Source organism: Hymenobacter lapidiphilus, from assembly GCF_013377885.1.
GTDB lineage: Bacteria > Bacteroidota > Bacteroidia > Cytophagales > Hymenobacteraceae > Hymenobacter > Hymenobacter lapidiphilus.
Map to the genome: position 1 here is coordinate 48,931 of NZ_JABKAU010000019.1, position 19,685 is coordinate 68,615.

Here is a 19,685-nt window from a genome sequence, read left to right on the forward strand (position 1 = left end):
AATTTCTCAGCATCCATTCCTCACTGCTAATTCACAGCCAGATGAGCGGGTGGCGGACGGGTAGGTTGCGCAGCACTTCGGGCACCTGGGGGTCGTGGTTGAGGCCCTGCCAGGTAGTTAGCCACTGGCGGTTATCGAACCGTACCGCTCCCAGCACCAGGCTAGGCTGAGCTACCGGCCAGTCGTTCCAGTACATCACATCCTGGGCGAAAGGCCAGGCACTTTTATTCTGGATGTAGGGGTGCAAAAACTCGATGCCGCGCCGGATCCCCCGACCGTCGGGCGTCTGGTAAGTCCAAAGGTCGTCGGTGGGGGTGCTGAGCACGGCGCAGAGCGTGGTCATGGCATCGAGGTTGAACAGGGAGTAGCCGTAGGGCTTTGTGCGGCGGGTTTCGAGCGGAAAGCTGCCATCGGGGGCCATCTGGGTGGGCAACAGCACGGTTTTGTAGCGTGTGCGGCAGAAATCGAGCAGCTCCTGGTTACCGGTGAGGCGAGCAAAAGTAGCCACCTGCATGGTCCAGCAGGTACCGTGGTTGTTGGCCGCGTTCATCTCGTCGAGGCCGTACTGGTGCGTCGTGAGCCAGGTGAGGTAGGTGCTGAACCACTGCTTAATTCCGGCCAGCGCTGCCCCACTCCGGAAGGCCGGCGAAGTAGCCTCGAACACCCGCACGCCCTGGGCCACTTCCAGCAGCTGAATCGTATCAATCACCCCAATGCCGCGCCCGGTAAACTTCCCCGGAATAGCCTGCGAATACAGCAGCGAGGGGTTCATGAGCGTAGCCGGGTCTAGGAACCAGGCGCTCAAATGCAGCAGCGCGTGGCGGGCGTACCGCTCGTCGCGGGTGAGTTGGTAGGCGGAGGCCAGCGCCCCAATGATGCGGCTGAACCGAATCATGGCCCGGCGGTGGGCCACGAAGTTGGTGGGGTTGGTCTGGCCGTCGCGCTGTACGTAGGGGCCGCCGGGGTTGGCCGGGTCAGGCCACCAGTAGTCGCCCTCCGAGAAGAAATCGTGAATTCCACCAGCACTCCGGGCTGCTACGCTGTCGGTTACCGTGCGCGGCATTTCCTTAAGGGCTTGATTGGCCTCGGCCAGCACTTGGGCCCGCAACGTGCGCGTCACCACTTGCTTCAGCGGGTCAGATTGATCGGTGCTGGTAGTCTTATCGGCGCCGTCCGCGCTAGTCGGTTTCGGGCCCACGCAGCCGCCCGCAAGTAAGCAAGCCACAAGGCCCGTGCGCAAGAGCGCGGGCAGGAAAGCAAACACGGGCATAAGGCGGGTGGGAAAGGCGAACAAAGCCGGCGTATTGTGTCGCAAACGCCACCGCAGCAACGCCCCGGCAACGGTTAAATGTAGCCTTAACCACCCCCGATACCCCGGAAACAGCCGGCTTTATTTACGGAATCGTTTGCAGAGAATAGGCGCAGCCTACAGCGCCAGCACCGCCGCGGGCAACCCCGGCGACTGCACGGCTACCGTCGTTTGGCCGGGCGTAGCTTGCAGGCGGATGATGGCCCGGCCGTTGTAGGCCTGCACTTTGCTGGAGCCACTGCTGGTACCTAAATCGTCCTGTAACCGGCCTTCGCCGGCCACCGAGAAATGCAGCCAGTTAATGGCATCAAGACAAAGCACCCCCTGAGCATCGAATAATTGGGCCTCCACGGTTACCAGGCCGTTGGCCTCGGCGGTTTTGGTGAGCGTGAGGCGGACGGGGGTAGTCCACTTCTCAGTTTGGTAGCGGAAGCTGATTTGGTCCTCTACGCGCTGCTTGCCCTGGTAAGCCACTACTCGCACCTGGTTGGTACCGGCCAGCAGCGGCACCTGCCAGTTCAGGCCGGCAGCCGGGAAGTTCTGGCTGCTGCGGGTTCTAAAGCCCTGGCTTTTTCCGTTCACAAATAGCTCGGCCCGCTCGCAGTTCGAGTACACTTTCACCATCTTCAACTCGCCCGGCTCACCCCAGCGCACCGGCCAAGATTGCCCGTAAATATGGGCCATCGGCTTGTCGGTCCAGTACGACTGAAACACGTAGTAGCTCTCCTTGGGCGTAAAATCCCGCTCCACCACACCCTTCTGGTTCATGTAGGGCACGGGGTTATCGGGGCGCACGGGGGTCGAGAAATCCTTGAACGGCCAGTAGGCAGTGCCGCTGAGCCAGGGCATGGTTTCCTGCTCCTTGAGGTGCCAGTCGATGAGGTTGCAGATGTAGCTTTCGCTCCAGTCGCCATCTTTCGAGACCCGGGCGCTGCCACCCAGCAGTGAGGCGTCGCCGGCCCGCTCGTCGGCGCCCTGGCCGGTCTTTATTTTGGCCAGCGCATTATCGGGGGTTTCGGAGTGGCGGCCGGCGTGGCTGTCGCCGCCCCATTCCACGTGCAGAAACCGTTTCACTCGCTTGAACTCCTCCTCCGATACCTTTTTATAATCGGTGTAGATGCCCCGGTACCAGCCCGCCCAAATCGAGGGCGAATAGATGTCGGGGATATCTTTGGCGAAGTCGCAGCGGCGGATGGCGGTGTAGCGGCTGGGGTCGAGCCGATGAGCCAAGTCGTTGATTTCCTTCATGTAGGTGCGTATTTTCTCCTTGTCGAACTCGGGAAAATCGTTGGGCCAGTCGTTTTCGTTGCCCAGGCCCCAGATGATAACGGACGGGTGATTGTAGTGCTGCTGCACCATGTTGGTCATCATGCGGCGGCCCTGCTCCTGGTACACCGGCCCGCCCAGCCCGCCCCGGCACCATGGCACTTCCTCCCACACCACAATGCCCAGCGAGTCGCACAGATTCAGCACGATGCGTGATTGTTGGTAGTGGCCCAGGCGGATAAAGTTGACGCCCATCTGTTTCATCAGCCGCATTTCCTGCCGAATCTGGGGCTCGGTCATGGCCGCGGCCACCCCGGCGTGGTCCTCGTGGCGGTGGGTGCCACGCAGCAGCAACCGCTGCCCGTTGAGCTTGAACGGCCCGCGCTCCACGAACTCGATGTGCCGAAACCCAACTTGCGTGGTCTGCTTCCAGACCTGGGTGCCTTCTCCCACCGTCACCGCCACCGCGTACTGCTGCGGGCTCTCGGGCGACCATAGCTGAGGCTTTTTCACCGTGAAATCATGCACGGCCACCTCACCGGCCGCTACCCGCACCGAGCCCTTGTACTGGCCCACCACCTTGCCGCGTGGGTCGAGTAAGCGCACGGCTACCGGCGCGTTCATGCCCACCGCTACGGTGCCCGGGAAAGCTATTTTAAGGCTCAGGGTGCCGGTTTTATTAGCCGCATCTACTGCCGCGTGGGCCATGAGGCGCTCGGCGTACAAGGCCGGGGTGTAGGTTAGGTTGAGGTAGCGGTAGAGGCCGCCGTACAGGTTGAAATCCGACAAATCAGACGGCATCATCTCCAGGTCGCGGGAGTTGTCGCAGCGGATGCTGAGCGGGATTTTACCCTTGAACTGCTTCTGGTAAGCTTCGGTCTTTTGGAAATCAGCCACGGCCTGGGTGATATCCACCGTCCACTCGTCGTAGCCACCTACATGGCTGCCCACTTTGGTGGTGTAGATATAGACCTCGGTTTTCTGGCCCGCACCCTCGAAATGCAGTAGTGTACGGCCCCCGGCGTAGGGGTTTTGCACGGCTAGCTGAGTGCGGTACCAACCCGGCCCTTGGTAGTAATTCACGTCGGGGGCCACGGCATCCACGGCATTAAAGCAGTGGGGCAGCACTACCGGCGTCCAGAGCGGCACGGTTTCGGGCGAGCCGGGCGCGGCGGGGCGCACCGCTTCCCAAATACCACCCAAATCATGTTTCATGTACTCCCAGCTGGTGGTTAGGCGGGTGGTTTGCTGGGCCTGGGCGGGTATATTGCCAGCTAGTATCAAAAAGAAAATGCAGCGAAGGAATGGTGGAAACTTCAACAGGAAGAGAAACAAGGGTTTGGGATAGACTCGTGTCAACTGAGCAGGCACGGGGGTAAGCTACTCCGGCCTTGGCCGGGAAGGCGGGCCCCGCGCCAAGTTGCCCTGGCGGAGCTGGCTGATTCGGTATTCAGGTTCTTAGCAGACGCCCCACCCCGCTCGCGGGATGGGGCGTCTGCTGTAGTTAGTGGGTTTGCGGTAAGGCTATTGACGACTGAAGCGTACGGTCTGCCGTTGTGGGCCTTCACCCACTACCACCAGGTAATACCCCGCGGGCAGGTCGGCTATGCGCACGGCAGCGTCTGGCTGGCCGGCGGCCAGCGGCTGGCGCAGCAGCACCCGGCCTAACTGGTCCATCACCATCAGTTCGGCCGCAGTACCACCCAGGCCCAACACGTTTAGCACGTCGCTGGTGGCGGGGTTGGGGTAGGCTTGCAGGGTCTTAAAACCGGCCAGCGTGGCGGGTTGCCGGGCTGTAGAAGCCCCTGGAGCGGCAGTGGCGCTGGCCGCGCCGCCACAGGTTGGCGCAGTGGCTGAGTTGCTGAAGTAGAGCGTGAAGCCCTTGGTTTTCGACACCATCACAAAGTTGCTGCCATCGTTGGTCACCCAGTAAGCCCCGTCGAGGCCAGCCAGCCCGGTGCTGGTCAGCGTCACCTCTGGCCGGGCATTCTTCAGCTGAAACGCCATACTGCTGCTGAAATCCACGTAGTAAGCGGGCACGCCGTTGGTGGTATTAAAGGCGAACTTATAAAGGCTGTTGGCCGCGGGGTTCCAGTACAAACTAAACTTCTTGAAGTTGCTTAGCGCCGGGCCGCCGCTACCCAGCACGTGGATGTTGCTGAAGGATACATTATTGAACACCGGCAAACCGTTAGCCGTCGGCGTTCCGAACGCGCAGCTGCTGCCGCCGCCTGTAGGGGCAGTCGTAATAATTACCGTCCGGGAGACTTCCGTAGCCAAACCCTGAGTCCCAGCCTCTATGGCCCGGGCGGCCACGGTATAAGTGCCGGCCACCGTGGGCGTCCAGCTCGCGCTATATGGGGCCGTATTGTCCTGCTGATAGAAAGCCCCGTTGATTTTGAAGTTCACCTGCTGAATCGGACCGTTGGGGTCGGTGGCGGTGGCCGCCAGCGCGATGGTGGTGCCCAACACGTACTGCTGATTGTTGCTGGCCGGCGACGTGAGCGTAACTGTGGGCGGCTGGTTGGCCGGGGGCGTACCGCCGCTGCAGGGTACAATATTCCAGCTGGGGCAGCTTTTGATGATGCTGCTCTCCGTCCCGTCGCTGAGCGGAAAATCGGGCGTGTTAGGCACCCGCGTGTTGTTCCAGATGTGGACGTTGCTGAGGCTGCCCTGCTTTTTGCGCACCGTCGGGATTTGCCCGCCAGCGGTTTGCAGGTTGAACGTGTTGTTGAAAATGGCCAGACTGTCGGCCGTGCGGCTCGGCAGCCCCCGGTCCAGAATATCGAGGCCCGAAGCCAGCACCGTGGAACCCGCCCGGTTAAAGGTATTGCCGTACACGAAGGCGGAGGAGCCTTTCAGGTCGATAAAGGCGTCGGCGCTGTTTACGCCGCTGATGCCCGCAGCCGAAAACGTGTTGTTGCGGATAATCGTCCCGCGGGTGCCTTCCTTCAGATCCAGCCCTTCGGCGGCCACGTTGGGGCCAATCGTGCAGTTCTGCACCGTGTTGAAGTCGCAATGCGGGCGGTACTTATCGTGCTGGCCTACGTCGGAACCAATATAAATGCCCTCCCCGAACCCGGGCTGCACGAGGCCGGTGTTATAAATCTGGCAGCCATCGACCACCACGCGGCCCGAGCCGTCGCGCAGGTGCAAGGCCTCATCGCCCACGTCATGCATTGCCACGTTGGTAATCCGGCCGTAACTGGAGTTATCGAGCACCAGCCCCTTCGAGCCCTGCCGCAGCTCCAAATCTTTGATAGTCCAGTAGTTGCCACCCAGAATGCGCAACACGTAGCCCGCCGTGCCCGGCCCCGCTCCTTCCAGAATCGGCCGATTGGTAGCGCTGGCCCCGCGCAGAATAATGGGTTGGGCCGCCGTGCCGCTGGCTTTCGAGGAAAACCAGGCCAGGTCAGTCACGGTCAGGCTTTTGTAAATCCCGGCCGCTACCACAATTTCGTCGCCAGGCCGGGCATTGGCAAGGGCCTGCTGAATGGCGGCTACGCTGTTGCAGTTGATAACGGCGGCCGTCTGGTTGGCCATACCAGGAGCCGGCTTGCTGGCCGGTTGGGCCTGCCCGCTCAGGGGCGAGGCCAGAGCAAGGCCTAGCAGCAGCGCCGAGAAGCAGGGGAGGAAAAATTGTTTCATAGCGGTTGCAGGAATTGGTGGAGGAAAAGGAGCGCGGTAGCAGTCCGGCGTGGCTACCCCAGAAGGGTAGAATCTTTGCGCTGGATATCAGCTGATTATCTGGCTTAATCTGGTGCTCAAGTTCACAAAAAAGCCGTGAGTTGCCGTACTTTGGATAGCATATATCTACGGAATCGTTTCCGCTCTCCCGACGTCTCCGTAGCCCTGCTCTATCCCAGAAAGCGGAAACGATTACGTAAATAAATCGACGACTTCCTGACGGCAACCCGCGCGATAATGCGGTATTTGGGGGCTATCAACTGGCTCAACCGCGTTGTGCTGCCGCCACCCCGGCCTCGTTTTTCCTCCCCAACTTTTCTTTCCTGATGCCTCTCATCCAAAGCTGGCGCTGGTACGGCCCCCAGGACCCCGTTTCACTCGCCGACATCCGCCAGGCTGGCGCCACCGACGTGGTATCGGCCCTGCACCACATTCCCAACGGCGAGGTGTGGCCGGTAGCCGAAATTAAGCGGCGGCAGGACGAAGTAGCCGCTGCCGGCCTGTGCTGGAGCGTGGTAGAAAGCGTGCCGGTGCATGAGCATATCAAAACCCGCACCGGCGACTTCCGGCGCTACATCGGCAACTACCAGCAGAGCCTGCGCAACCTGGCGGCCTGCGGTATCCGCACCGTTACCTACAACTTTATGCCGGTACTCGACTGGACCCGAACCGACCTGGCCTACGAGTTGGCCGACGGCTCACGGGCATTGCGCTTCGAGCGGCTGGCCTTCGTGGCGTTCGATACCCTGCTGCTGCAGCGGCCCGGAGCCCGCGCCGAGTACCCGGCGGCTGAGCTGGCCGCCGCCGAAGCCCGGCTGGCGGGCATGAGCCCCGAGCAACGGCAGCAGCTGCAGCGCACCCTCATTGCCGGCCTGCCCGGCAGCGAGGAAAGCTTCACACTCCAGCAGTTTCAGCAGGCGCTGGATGCGTACCAAGACATAGACGCAGATCAGCTGCGGGAAAATCTGGTGCTGTTTCTACGCGACATTGTGCCGGTAGCCGAAGAGGTGGGTATCAACCTAGCCATTCATCCCGACGACCCACCCTACCCCATCCTGGGCCTGCCCCGGGTGGTGAGCACTGCCGCCGATGTGCGGGCTCTGTTTGAAGCAGTGCCCTCGCCCAACAACGGGCTGTGCTTCTGCACCGGCTCGTTTGGTGTGCGGCCCGATAACGACCTGGCGGCCATGGTGCGCCAGTTCGCCGACCGCATCCACTTTCTGCACCTGCGCAGCACCCAGCGCGATGCGGCCGGAAACTTCTACGAGGCCAACCACCTCGAAGGCGACGTGGATATGTACACCGTGCTACGCGAAGTGGTGCAGGTAATGCGGCAACGGCAAATTAGCCTGCCCATGCGCCCCGACCACGGCCACCAAATGCTCGACGACCTGCATAAGCGCACCAACCCTGGCTACTCGGCTATTGGCCGCCTGCGCGGTTTGGCCGAACTGCGCGGCTTGGAGCTGGGCATTATGCGCAGTCTGTAGTTGCTGAACCTTAAAAACCAGCTCCTGAGCCTTTTTAAGGGGCAGGAGCTGGTTTTTAAGTGAAGCCTCAAGGCACGCCAAGCATTCCAGAAAATCAGTTACACGCCCCCAAAAATCGAGAAGCCGCCGTCCACACAAATCATGGAGCCGGTTACGAAGCAGGAGGCGTCGCTGAGCAGCCACACCAAAGCGCCTTGCAGTTCCTCGGGCTGGCCAAAACGCTGGAAGGGTGTCTGGCGGATGACTTTTCCGCCGCGCTCCGTGAACGTGCCGTCGGGATTGGTAAGCAGGTCGCGGTTTTGCTCGGTGAGGAAAAAGCCGGGAGCCAGCGCGTTCATGCGCAGCTTGTCGGCGTAGCGGTTGGCCATTTCCACCGCAAACCACTGGTTATAGCAGTCCACGGCGGCCTTGCCCATATTGTAGCCCAGCACTTTAGTAATGGCCCGCTTCGAGTTCATGGAGGAAATATTGACGATGCTGCCGGCGCCCGACTCGGCCAGCAGCGGCCCGAACACCTGGGTCGGGAGCACCGTGCCCCAGAGGTTGAGGTCCATCACCCGTCTCATGCCTTCAATATTCATGTTGAACACATCATCGGCAGGGTCGAGCACGCCGTCGGGCGCGTTGCCGCCGGCCCCGTTCACGAGGCCATCTAGCCGGCCAAAGGTGCTGCGCACTTTATCGGCGGCAGCCCGCAGCTGTCCTTCATCGAGCACGTCGGCCACCAGCGCCAGCGCCCGGCCGCCCTGCGCAATGATTGCCTGAGCACGCTGCTCGGCTACCTCGGCGTTGCGGCCCAGAATGCCCACGGCTCCACCGGCCGCCGCAATACCTTCGATAAAAGCCGCGCCCAGAATGCCGGTACCGCCGGTTACCACAACTACTTTATCCCGGAGAGAAAATTGCTCTGTCATCTTCAAATCACTGTAATCGTTAATGTATAGTCGCTGATTTTCGAGCCGTGGCGTTAGTTGCGTTTCCGACTATTCAGGCGAAAAACATAAGCCATTCACCGAACATCATTCTTCACAACTCCCACGGCAAGCGGCTTTCGGCGGGAAATCGGGCCATCACTGTCGCTACTGGCAACGCAGGGTAATAAGGACGCACCCGGTTGTAAATAGCTAGGATAGTCCGGTTGCTGACCGGCATCACGTCGGGCCGCTCGAGCTGGCGTTGGCCCAGCAGGTAAGGTGTAAACCAGGCTACAGCGGGCTCAAGTCCCCGCCCGTCGGGCGTGCGGTAGTGCCACAAGTCGAGGCCCAGCGGTTGAGCCAGAATGGCCAGCTTTACCCAGCCCTCCAGGTTCATGGACGTGTAATTCCAGGGCCGAGTGCGCTCCAGTTCCAATGGCTGCGAGCCATCGGGCGCGAATTGCACCCCAATGCGGGGCAGCGTTTGGGTTTGCAGCGTGGTGCGGGCCAGCGCTGCATCTCCGGTGAACCGGGCAAAGTCCACGACTTGCAGATCGTAGAAAGTCCCGTGATTGTTCTCGCTGCCCCGCTCCTGCTGTCCGATGGGGCTCGTAAGCAGCCAACTGGTAAACTGCCGGAACCAGCCGCGTATACTTTTCGTCAGCTTTTCATCGGCGGCCCGGCTGCCGTGCAACAAGGCCAGCGCATCGGGAATCTCGGTGAGGTGGCGGGTTTCGATAATGCCAAATCCCCGCCCCGTGGTGCTGCCCGGAATACCCTGCCCAAAATTCAGATTAGGGTTCATGCGGGTGGCGGGGTCCAAGAAGAATACCCGCAGCTGCCGGGCAGCGTGCGCGGCGTAGGCCTCCTGCCCGCTGAAATAGTAGGCTAGCCCGAGTAGCCGGGCATCATGGCACACCTGTGCCAGCCGGGCTCCGTCGCGCATGTTCACCGACTCAGGATTGCGCAATCCATCCTTTTGAATGTAGGGCTTACCGTTGGGCCGATTGGGGTCGGGCCACCAGTAGGGCGCCTGCGAAAGGTAGTCGTGTTTGTCGCCGCTGGGCGGCACTTGGGGCTTGCTGGTGATGGGGTCGGGCACACGCGTCAGGGCCTTATCGGCCGCAGCCAGCAGCGCTTTTACCGGCCTTACAGCTGCGGCCTGGCCTTGCTGGTAAGCAACCTTAACGGTTGCCAGCGCGGCACTATCGAGTAGCAGCAACCGGGGCGGAGCGGGAGCTGCCCCAGCAGTCGGGGCAGCCCATAGGTCGCTCAGCAGCAGTAGCAGATAAACGCACAATCCTCGCATCACATCATCTGTCGTTACCCCGGCTGCAACCTACTGGCCGTAGCCGGGGTTCTGGGTGAGATTGGGGTTGAGGATAGATTCGTTGACCGGAATCGGGAACAGATAGTAGCGGGGATCCACACGGCTCACCAGCGTTGGCTTAGCTGCTACTACTGCTTCGTTGAGGCGCTTAAGGCGGGTCAGGTCGTACCAGCGGTGGCCCTCAATGCATAGCTCCCAGCCCCGCTCCCGCACCAGCAAGTCCACGAAGGCGTCCTTGGTGGTCGTGCCCGTGAGTGGTGCCAGACCGGCCCGTACCCTCACGGCGTTGATGCCAGTGTACTTGGCCGGGTCGGCCGGGTTGATGTTATTGAGAATTTCTGACTGCAGGAGCAGGATATCCGCGTAGCGCGCCACCAGGTAGTTGGCCCGCGAGTCGTTACCGATGCGCAGCGGGTCCTTGAACTTGACAAAGAAATAGCGCGGCAGTGTAGCGCCGTTTGCACCCCGGTTGGTAATATTCCAGGTCCGGCGCACGTCGGCAGTGGCGTAGGAAGTCACGAATGTCGGCTCCACGCTGAACGTGCCGAGCCCGTCAGGCACAATCTGCGCGGGCGTAAACTGGCGCACGATGATGCTGCCGACGTTGGGCGGCAAGTCAAACTGAATGGAGAAGATATGCTCAGGGCCATTTTCCTTGTCCGGGTCGAATACGTCGGAGTAAGTGGGTACCAGCCGGTATAGGCCCGAACTCATCACCCGGTTCACGGCGCTCAGCGCGTCGGCCATATCGGTGGACTTGGCGGCGGAACTGCCGGCGCGGGTCAGGTACAGCTTAGCCAGCAGGGCGGCGGCGGCCCCCTTCGAGGCCCGGCCTTTCTGGTCGCCCGGAATCTGGTTTTCGGCCAAGCAATTGGCCTCAGCAAACTGCAAATCGGCAATTACCTGTTCGTATACCTCGGCGGCGGGCGTGCGGGCCGGCTTTATATTATCGTCCGGCGACTTCACAGTGCTCAGCACCAGCGGCACGTCGCCGAAGCAGCGCACCAAATCGAAGTAGGCCATACCGCGCAAAAAGCGCGCATTGCCGATGAGGTTGTTCCGGCGGGCTTCATCCATGGGCACGCCGGGGCCGCGCTCAATCACGTCGTTGGCCCGGTTCACCATCAGGTAGATGCTGGTCCACCAGTTGTTCACCTCGTTCAGGCGCTCATCGTACGTGAAGCGAGAGAGTTGGGCCCGCTCGTCGCTAGCCGAGCCCACCCGAACGTAGTCGCCGGGCAGCTCCGTGATTTGCCAGGCCGTGCGGCCGAAGTACAGCTGCGGCAGCAGGGCCCCGTAGGCACCGTTGAGGCCCGCCACTAAGTCGCCCTCGCTCTTGTAAAAAGTATCGGAAGCCACGAAATCATACGGCGTTTCTTCCAGAAAACTTTCGCACGAACCCAGGCTCAGGCCCAGCAAGCTAAGTATCAGTAGGTTCTTTTTCATCTTGAAAAGTAGAAGCAGTGAGAATTGGTTTCTGGTGACTGGCCTTTAGCTTTTGATGATTTCAGACGAAGCCAAAAACCAGCCAGCAAAACCAGCTTAGAAGGATGCCTTCACGCCGAAAATAAACGTGCGGGTGCTGGGAAAGGCATTGTAATCGGTGTTCAGGCTCAGGTTGTCGCGGCCGAACGAGTTCACCTCCGGGTCGTAGCCCGAGTAGTCGGTGATGGTTATCAGGTTTTGGGCGGTAACATAGACGCTGGCCCCTTTCACGGCGTTGCTGAACTTGGGCAGCGTGTAGCCAAGCGTCAGGGTTTTGAGGCGCACGAAGCTGCCGTCTTCCACATAGTCGCTGATGATGCCCGTAGAGCGGCGCACCGGGCTGCCGGCCCGTGGGATGTTGGTGTCGGTATTGGTCGGCGTCCAACGGTTAACCACCGTTTGGAGCTTGTTGGTGGTGAAAATGCCCGATTCCAGCTCGTAGCGGTTCAGGTTGAGCACGTCGGTGCCCTGCACGCCCTGAATAAACACGCTCAGGCTGAAGCCCCCGTAGCGGAAGTTGTTGGTGGCCCCGTAAATGAATTTGGGCTGGGCATTCCCGATGATTACGCGGTCGGCCGAGGTAATCTGATTATCGCCGTTCTGGTCGATAAAGCGCGGGTCGCCGGGGCGGTAAACGGGTGATGTAATGCCGCTGGCCCTAATTTCATCAGCCGACTGCCAGATGCCGTTCGACTGGTGACCATAAAACGAGCCGATAGGTTCGCCCACCCGCAGGATGCTGGTGAAGCCCACTCCCGAGCCCACGAACAGGCTGGAACTCGACTGCCCCACCGGCCGCTCAAACTCGCCGTCGAGGTCGAGCACTTTGTTGCGGTTAAGCGACAAATTCAGGTTGGTGTTCCAGCCGAACTTCGGTCCATCGAAGTTGGAGGTGTTGAGGGCAAATTCAAGCCCCTTGTTCTCCACGCTGCCCGCATTGCGCAACAGGTTTGGAAAGCCCGTAGTGCGCGGGGTGGCCACTTCTAGTAGCAGGTCGGTGGTCTTTTTGTAGTATGCGTCGGCCGTGAAGCTGATGCGGTTTTCAAGGAAGGCCACGTCGATGCCTACGTTGGTGGAGGCCGTCGACTCCCAGCGCAAATTGGGGTTCCCAATGTTGAGCGGGGCTAGACCCACTAGGCGGCTCGTGCCGCCGGCATAGCCCGCTACGCCGTAACGCTGCAACGACTGGTAGTTATCAATTTCCTGGTTGCCGGTAATACCGTATCCCACCCGCAGCTTCAAGTCGCTCAGGGCGGTCAAGCCCTGCATAAACGGTTCATCAATCAGCCGGTAGGCAAAGGCCGCCGACGGGAAGTAGCCCCACTTATTGTTGCGGCCGAAGCGCGAGGACCCGTCGGCCCGCATCGTCACCGTGAACAGGTAGCGCTCGAACAGGCGGTAGTTGACGCGGCCGAAGTAAGAGGCCAGCGAGTTGGAGAAGCGCCCTGAACCGGGCGGCAGCAGGTTGGCCCCGAGACCGATATTGTCGGACCCCAGCTGGTTGGTGAAGAAGTTGGTGTTCGAGACGGCGAAGTTGTTGCCAAAAAACCGCTGGAACGTGAGGCCGCCCACCACGTTGAGGGCGTTGTTCTCGTTGAGCTTCTTGTCGTAGGTAAGCGTGTTCTCGTTCAGCCAGCTATACTGGTTTACCGCGCCCCGGGTAGCCAGGCCCCGGTTGAGGCGGCCCAAAAAGATGTCGTTGGGCCGGAAGACGTCGACCTGGGTGATGCGGTAGTCGAGGCCGGCGGTCGAGCGCAGGGTCAGGCCCTCGATAAGTTCGTAGTTGCCGGCCAGATTAAACAGGCCCCGCGCTGTGGTGCGGTGGTCCTTAGTATTGAGGGCGTAGGCTACCGGGTTGCCGATGTTTTCCACGTTGGGCAGCGGCGTGTTCGAAAACGTGTATTCGCCAAACTCGTCGCGCACCGGATTGATGGGGCTGAAGCGCAGCGCGTCCAGAATTACGCCCCCGTTGCTGCCACCCGACGAGTTTACGAAGGCCCGCTTCTCGAAGGTGCCCGCAATCTGGCTCGTCAGGCCAAAGCTGAGCTTATTACTGATTTTGCGGTCGATGTTGAAACGCAGCGTACCGCGCTGGAAGCCCGAGTTGAGCACGATACCCTCCTGGTCGAAATAATTCAGGCTCAGGTTGTAGCGCGTGGCCTCGGTGCCCCCATTGAAGCTGAGTTGGTAGTTGCTTACGCGGGCTGTGCGAAGAATTTCGTCCTGCCAGTCGGTGCCCTCGCCTAGCGAGTCGATCTGGCTGGGGCGGTAGGGCTGCGGCAGCGTGCCACCCGATTCTGCGGCCACGTCGTTGAGGTAGCTGGCAAACTCGCGGGCATTCATCAAATCGTACTTCTTACGCACAATCTGAATGCCGGTGTAGGCCTCGAAATTAATGGTGTTGCCGCCGGCCTTACCCTTTTTGGTGGTGATCAGCACCACCCCGTTGGCGCCCCGCGAGCCATAGATGGCCGTGGCTGAAGCATCCTTGAGAATTTCCACCGACTCGATATCGGAAGGATTGATAGAGTTCAAATCACCGGCGCCCGGAAAGCCATCGACCACGAAAAGCGGCTCGTTACCCGTATTGATGGAGTTCGTGCCCCGGATGCGAATAGAAATATCGCCCCCCGGCTCGGCACTGGTCTGCGTTACCTGCACCCCACTCACGCGGCCCTGCAAAATTTGCTCGGGCCGGGTGATAGGCGTTTCGGCCACCTGCGCTGCCGAAATAGAAGCCACGGCACCTGTAATGTCGCGTTTACGCTGGGTGCCATAACCCACCACTACTACATCGTTGAGCGTGGTGGTCTGCTCGGCGAGCCGTACGGTAACCGGCGCAGAACCGCTCACCTGCACCTGCTGGCCCGCAAAGCCTACGTAGGAGAATACAAGCAGCGGGTTTTCGACCGTCGTGTTTAACACGAACGAACCGTCGGCGTTGGTGCTGGCACCTTGGGTAGTGCCCTTCACAATAACCGTTACGCCGGGCAGGCCCGTGCCATCGGCGGCACTCACCACCCGGCCAGATATCTGCCGGCTTTGGGCCTGGGCTGCCGTAAGGGTCCCGAGCGTAACTAGGGGAACTAGCAGCAGAGTAGATGTGCGCATATAATGTGGGAATTAGGTGAGTAACCGGTCAGCCAAGTACTGGAATCGACTATCGGAAACGCGCGCTTTTGCCGGATTTATTCACGGAAACGATTCCGACAGGAGTCTTTATGGCACTTATCCACTGTGACTTGCACTTTTCGAGTAGCTGTTACTTCCTTTTGAAACTCCCCACCTGTCTGCCTCGACCTACACCAATGCCCGCTTCAATGGTGCGGTTGGTCTGTCTATGTCAGGTGAGTCCTTCCTCACCTCGGCTGTGGATCCACAGAAAATACCTAATTTCCGTTTCCCATGAGTACAACCAACCTCAAACAGCTGGCCCAGGCCCTCGATCTATCCGTGTCCACGGTATCGCGGGCACTCAACGACAGCTATGAAATAAGTGCCTCCACTAAGCTGAAAGTGCAGACGCTAGCCGCCCAGCTAGGCTATCAGCCCAACCCCTACGCCAGCAGCCTGCGCCGACAGCAAAGCAAGACGGTGGGCGTCGTGATTCCGGAGGTGGCCAACAACTTCTTTTCCCTGGCCATCAACGGCATCGAGGAAGTGGCACGTCAGAACGGTTATCACGTCCTTGTCTATCTCACCCATGAGGAGTTTGAGCAGGAACAAGTCATTATCCGACACTTGGCTAATGGCCGGGTCGACGGCATTCTGATATCGGTGTCGGGCGAAACGCGCGACGCGGCCCATTTTGCTAAGTTGCGCGAGTTGAAGCTGCCCACTGTATTCTTTGACCGAGTATGTGAGCAAACCGATACGGCGAGTATTACCACCGACGACTACGACAGCGGCTACCGGGCCACGCACCACCTGCTGGAGCGGGGCTGTCGCCGTATCGTACATTTTACCTTGGCTCAGCACCTGTCCATCGGCCAGAAACGTATGCAGGGGTATCTCGATGCGCTACGCGACGCAGATATTGCCTTCGACCCAACACTACTCGTGCATGGCGGCTCCGGACCCGACTATAACACGGCCCTGATGCAGCAGCTATTAGAGCAGGACTCATCTATCGACGGCATTTTCGCCGCGGTCGAGAGTTTGGCTATTGCTAGCTATCGGGGATGCCGCGCCACTGTTCGCCGCATCCCCGACGACGTGAAAATAATTGGTTTCTCTAATCTCGAAATGGCTGATCTTCTTGATCCGTCCTTGACTACTATCCGGCAACCGGCCTATGCCATCGGTCGCGAAGCAGCCACCATTTTGTTCCAGGCCCTGATAAGAAATCGGTCCATCCTAACCAGCCAGAGTCAGGAGTTAAAATCAGAACTGGTTGTGCGCGCCTCTACAGGCGGCTGATATTAGGGCGTACGGACAAATAAGTATTTGGCTTTTAGTCTTATCCGGAAATAGGTTGACAGTTTTTCATTTCTAGGACTTACGCACATGGTGGTATCTTGAATACAAACCCCATCCGATGGTTACCCAAGCAACTTACATTGAGTACTTGCTCAGTACGCCGCGCAACTACACCTGTACCCATCTGGCCGAGCATTTGCCCGATGTCAGCCACGACCAGGTAAATCGGTTTCTGCGCACGCGCCACTTGCCCCGCCCAGCAGTTGCGGGAACTGGTGCTACCGCTACTCGACGACTCGCCCGAAGCCTTTTTGCTCGTTGACGACAGTGTACAGGACAAACGGTATAGCCGCTTCATCGACGTGGCCAAACGGCAGTACTCGGGTGCCGTGCACGGCATGGTCACCGGCATCGGCCTGGTCAACCTGGTGCACAGCAACGGACAGGCGGGCGATTTTCTGCCCCTCGATTACCGCGTCTATGCCCCCCAGGACGATGAGCAGACCAAAAATGACCACTTCCTGGCCATGTTCGACCACGTGGTGGCCGAGGGTATCATCCAGGCCCGCACCCTCTTGTTCGACTGCTGGTATGCCGGCAGCACCAACCTCAAGCACATTCACCGCGCCGGCTGGACCTTTTTCACCAGTCTGAAAAGCAACCGGCGCATGAGCGTGGCTAAAGAAACGGGCTATCAGGCCCTGGACACGCTCCAGCCGCCGGCACGCGGCTGGAGCGCGGGCCTGGAAGTGCGGTTGAAAGCAGTGCCTTTCCCCGTCAAACTCTTCCAGCTGGTGGCCACAAACGGCGACATTGAATGGGTGATTACGAATCATCTGGCCGCTCATCTGAGCCGGGAGATGGTGATCGAGGCCGTGCAGGTGCGCTGGCAGGTGGAGGAGTTTCACCGCAGCTTCAAGCAGCTGACCGGGGCCGAGAAGTGCCAGTGTCGCAAGAGCCAGGCCCAGCGCAACCACTTGGCCTGTTGCTATCTGGCCTGGGTGTCCTTGCGCCAGTTTACCCGGCGAGCAGCCCAAACCATGTATCAGGCTCACCAGTTGCAGTGGGCTCCCTACTTGCGCCAGTTACTGGCCAAACCCCTCATTCCCGCACTCCTACCCACGAGTGCATAAGTCCTATTAAAGAACCTTTCTCTAATTGGGGCGGCCGATGAAATGGTGGCCAATCAAGCAGGCACGACTACCAGCGGGTGCGGGACCGGCAGCAGTTCGTTGGGCGTGGGTTGCCCGGCGAGCCAGCATGCCAGGGTTTCGAAGCAGGTGGAGGCAATGTTGGTCAGCGCGTCGTGGGTCAGGAAGCCCTGGTGGCCCGTTATCAGCACGTTGGGTTGGGCCAGCAGCCGCACCAGCAACTCATCCTGGAGCGGCTGCTGGGAATGGTCGTTGAAAAACAGGCCCTTTTCGTGCTCGTACACGTAGAGCCCCAGGTAGCCCAGCCGGCCCGATGCGAGGGCCGCCAGGGCCGCTTCGGTGTCCAGCAGCGCACCCCGGCCGGTGTTGATGAGCATCACGCCGCGTTTCATTTTTGCCAGCTGCGCCACGTTGAGAATGTGCCGGGTGGCGGGCGTGAGCGGGGCGTGCAGCGAAATCACGTCGGCCTGCGCGCATAGCTCGTCCAATGGCACATACTCCAGGCCGTAGCGGCGGGTCAGCTCCGCATCGGGCTGAATGTCGTAGCCCAGCAGGCGGCAGCCGAAGCCCTGCAGCAGACTCGCCAACGTGCCGCCGATGGTGCCGCAGCCGATAATGCCCACTGTTTTGCCGTGCAGGTCGAAGCCCACGAGATTATCGAGCCGAAAGTCGCCGTGCCGCACCTGGGCGTCGGCCTGGCGCAGGTGGCGGTTGAGGGCCAGCATCAGGGCCAGCGTGTGCTCGGCAATGGCGAAGGGCGAGTAGTGCGGCACGGTGGCCACGCGCAGGCCCAGCCGGTGGGCAGCGGGTAGGTCCACATTGTCGTAGCCGGCGGCGCGCATCAGCAGGTAGCGCACGCCCAGCGCCCCCAGTTTTTCGAGCACCGGCGCCGAGGCGTCGTCGTTCACGAAAAGGGCCACGGCCGTGCTGCCCGCCGCCAAGTCGGCAGTATCCAGCGTCAGGGCCGCAGCTACGAAGTTGAAGGTGTAGCGGTCCTGCGCCGCGGCATTGAGGTAAGGGCGCTCAAAAGGATAAGCGCTGAAAACAGTAATGGTCATGGTAAGTCGTTGAGAAAGTGGGGTGCCCACCGGGCGTTGCCGGGCGCAACGGGCCGGGCCGAAAAGTAGGTAGCGGAAAAGCGCCGGAAGAGCGCCAGGCAAAAGCGAGCGAAGGACGATACAAGAGTACGCCGCTTGCCCTGCCGATTCGCTGCTAAAAGTCATGCGCCGCGCTTGACATTGCTCATGCCATTTGCTGCCCGTCAGCCCTTCCTTTGTTCGTGCCATTCTCCCCGCTTTAAGTACTGCCTTATGACACCTTCCCTGCTTATTCTCACCGATTTCTTCCGGGCCGCCGACCAGGCCCTCGCCTACGCCACTAACCTGGCCGGCCCCCTCGGGGCCCGGCTGGTGCTGCTGCACGTGCGCCGCGACTCACTGCTCGACCCCGAAATGTTCACCGGCGAGCTGTCGGACCTGAGCAAGGAAGCCACGGCGCTGGCTTTGAGTCGGGTGGCCGATAATCTGGCCGTGCCAGTGGTGGTCGAAATCGGGCACGGCCGGGTGGCCTTTGCTGTGGCCGATGCCGTGAGCCGGCACCACCCGCTGCTGGTGGTGCTGGGCCGGCCCGACTACTCGGCTACGCCCGATCAGCTGGTGCAAACTACCGCGCTCGACATCCTGCGCACGGCGCCATACCCGATGCTGATTGTACCACACTCGGTCGCCAGCAATGCGATGCCCCGGCGCGTGCTGCTGGCCGTCGATGGGGAAGATTTCACCCTGGGCCTGCACGCCGGCGCCATTCGCCAGTTGGTGCGCATGCTGGGCGTGGAGCTGACGGTGCTCCACGTAGCGCCGGATTCTGCGGCCGCTGTTTCGGAGGAGCAGGTGCTGAATTCGGTGCGGCGCACGGGGGTGGAAATTGACTTGCCGGCCCCCCTGCACTTCCGCCGCACGGTAGCCACGCGCCCCGCCGACGGCATTCTGCAGCTGGCGCAGTCCCGCGACACGGACCTGGTGGTGCTGCTGGCGCGGCCCCGCAGTTTCTGGGGCAAGCTGTTCCATAACAGCGTAACGGCCGAGGTGCTGCTGCACAGCACGGTGCCCGTGCTGGTGCTCCCAACTATTGCCTAAAGCGGCCTGGCGGTTCGCAACGCACTATTTATTCTGACTTGATGAACGACGACCTGCAACAAAGCCTGGACGATAACGCGAAGCAGTGGCAGGCCCTGTCGCTATCGATTTCGACCACGGAAAAGGTAGCGTTTGCCGCCCGGCACGACCAGCTGTTTGTCACGTACGGCGCCAGCTTTATGGCGCACGTGTACCGGACGGCCTTCGAGCAGGTGCTGGAAAACACGCCCGATGACGAGCGGCGCCGGCTGCTGGCTGCACTGCACCAGGCCATGGAAGGCGCCATTGTAGCGCGCCACTCCACCCACCCGTCCAAGGCGGAGTGCAATGCCTGCCACGCCCGGATACTGCTGCTTTAACCAGCTCGGTAGCGTGTAGTAGGGGTAGCACAATAGTAGGAACAGAAATTCCCGCCTAGAGTATACAACATATCAGATGTTAACTCTGAACTGGACGGGAAACTCCGCCCATGGCCACCACATGAGTTCCGGGGTTCCCG

The 19,685-nt window shown here is 60.6% G+C and carries 12 protein-coding genes and 1 pseudogene; 5 read left to right on the forward strand and 8 right to left on the reverse strand.

Annotation, left to right across the window (positions count from 1 at the left end):
* Positions 1–31: 31 nt before the first annotated feature.
* From HW554_RS11590 to HW554_RS11600, 3 genes are all read right to left on the reverse strand, one after another.
* Complete coding sequence (locus HW554_RS11590) at positions 32–1,270, reverse strand: alginate lyase family protein (RefSeq protein WP_176908752.1); 1,239 nt, start codon at positions 1,268–1,270, stop codon at positions 32–34.
* A gap of 156 nt (positions 1,271–1,426) precedes the next feature.
* The gene (locus HW554_RS11595) at positions 1,427–3,859 is read right to left on the reverse strand and encodes a glycoside hydrolase family 2 TIM barrel-domain containing protein (RefSeq protein WP_246285203.1); all 2,433 of its coding nucleotides are present in this window, start codon (positions 3,857–3,859) and stop codon (positions 1,427–1,429) included.
* Positions 3,860–4,099: 240 nt separating this feature from the next.
* The gene (locus HW554_RS11600) at positions 4,100–6,223 is read right to left on the reverse strand and encodes an Ig-like domain-containing protein (RefSeq protein WP_176908753.1); all 2,124 of its coding nucleotides are present in this window, start codon (positions 6,221–6,223) and stop codon (positions 4,100–4,102) included.
* A gap of 365 nt (positions 6,224–6,588) precedes the next feature.
* Here HW554_RS11600 and uxuA point away from each other — a divergent pair, with 365 nt between their 5' ends.
* Positions 6,589–7,752: a mannonate dehydratase gene (gene uxuA / locus HW554_RS11605; protein ID WP_218134700.1), complete on the forward strand. Its 1,164-nt coding sequence runs from the start codon at positions 6,589–6,591 to the stop codon at positions 7,750–7,752.
* Between the two features lie 98 nt (positions 7,753–7,850).
* Here uxuA and HW554_RS11610 read toward each other — a convergent pair whose 3' ends face one another.
* The 4 genes from HW554_RS11610 to HW554_RS11625 form a co-directional block, all read right to left on the reverse strand.
* A complete protein-coding gene (locus HW554_RS11610) occupies positions 7,851–8,666 on the reverse strand; it encodes an SDR family oxidoreductase (protein WP_176908754.1) in 816 nt (271 codons plus the stop codon).
* A 112-nt stretch (positions 8,667–8,778) separates the two neighbouring features.
* Positions 8,779–9,975 (reverse strand): alginate lyase family protein, encoded by a 1,197-nt coding sequence (locus HW554_RS11615; RefSeq protein WP_176908755.1) that lies wholly within the window; start codon positions 9,973–9,975, stop codon positions 8,779–8,781.
* 30 nt (positions 9,976–10,005) lie between these two features.
* Complete coding sequence (locus tag HW554_RS11620; protein ID WP_176908756.1) at positions 10,006–11,442, reverse strand: RagB/SusD family nutrient uptake outer membrane protein; 1,437 nt, start codon at positions 11,440–11,442, stop codon at positions 10,006–10,008.
* 96 nt (positions 11,443–11,538) lie between these two features.
* Complete coding sequence (locus HW554_RS11625; protein WP_176908757.1) at positions 11,539–14,592, reverse strand: SusC/RagA family TonB-linked outer membrane protein; 3,054 nt, start codon at positions 14,590–14,592, stop codon at positions 11,539–11,541.
* A 294-nt stretch (positions 14,593–14,886) separates the two neighbouring features.
* Here HW554_RS11625 and HW554_RS11630 point away from each other — a divergent pair, with 294 nt between their 5' ends.
* Both HW554_RS11630 and HW554_RS11635 read left to right on the forward strand, forming a co-directional pair.
* The gene (locus tag HW554_RS11630) at positions 14,887–15,900 is read left to right on the forward strand and encodes a LacI family DNA-binding transcriptional regulator (RefSeq protein WP_176908758.1); all 1,014 of its coding nucleotides are present in this window, start codon (positions 14,887–14,889) and stop codon (positions 15,898–15,900) included.
* Positions 15,901–16,018: 118 nt separating this feature from the next.
* A pseudogene (locus tag HW554_RS11635) lies at positions 16,019–17,033 on the forward strand (IS701 family transposase).
* 53 nt (positions 17,034–17,086) lie between these two features.
* Here HW554_RS11635 and HW554_RS11640 read toward each other — a convergent pair.
* Positions 17,087–18,109 (reverse strand): 2-hydroxyacid dehydrogenase, encoded by a 1,023-nt coding sequence (locus HW554_RS11640; protein ID WP_176908760.1) that lies wholly within the window; start codon positions 18,107–18,109, stop codon positions 17,087–17,089.
* A 252-nt stretch (positions 18,110–18,361) separates the two neighbouring features.
* Here HW554_RS11640 and HW554_RS11645 point away from each other — a divergent pair, with 252 nt between their 5' ends.
* Both HW554_RS11645 and HW554_RS11650 read left to right on the forward strand, forming a co-directional pair.
* The gene (locus HW554_RS11645) at positions 18,362–19,186 is read left to right on the forward strand and encodes a universal stress protein (protein WP_176908761.1); all 825 of its coding nucleotides are present in this window, start codon (positions 18,362–18,364) and stop codon (positions 19,184–19,186) included.
* A gap of 41 nt (positions 19,187–19,227) precedes the next feature.
* Positions 19,228–19,545 (forward strand): hypothetical protein, encoded by a 318-nt coding sequence (locus HW554_RS11650; protein ID WP_176900966.1) that lies wholly within the window; start codon positions 19,228–19,230, stop codon positions 19,543–19,545.
* Positions 19,546–19,685: the final 140 nt, after the last annotated feature.